A 249-nucleotide genomic window follows, 5' to 3' on the forward strand; every position below is an offset into this window, starting at 1 on the left:
AGCATATTTCCGTGCTCTCTGTTGGAGAAAAACAGCGAGTGGCGATGGCGCGAGCGTGGATTCTCAAGCCTTCTATTTTGCTGATGGATGAACCGAGTGCGTCATTGGATCAAGAATCTATTGAGAGATTTGTTATAATGGCGCGAGATTTATTAGATCTCGGCTCCAGTCTTGTGATCACCTGCCACCAAACCTATGCCTTGACGGAACTGTGTAATAATCAGTGGTGGATTAAAGATCGTCAACTGA

General features: G+C 45.4%; 1 protein-coding gene. It reads left to right on the forward strand.

All coding sequences use genetic code 11. The annotated features are described in order from the left end of the window. Positions 1 to 249: ATP-binding cassette domain-containing protein (locus L9G74_RS21525; protein ID WP_238898872.1), on the forward strand; the 249-nt coding region annotated here is incomplete at both ends.

Source organism: Shewanella electrica (assembly GCF_022321485.1).
Taxonomy (GTDB): domain Bacteria; phylum Pseudomonadota; class Gammaproteobacteria; order Enterobacterales; family Shewanellaceae; genus Shewanella; species Shewanella electrica.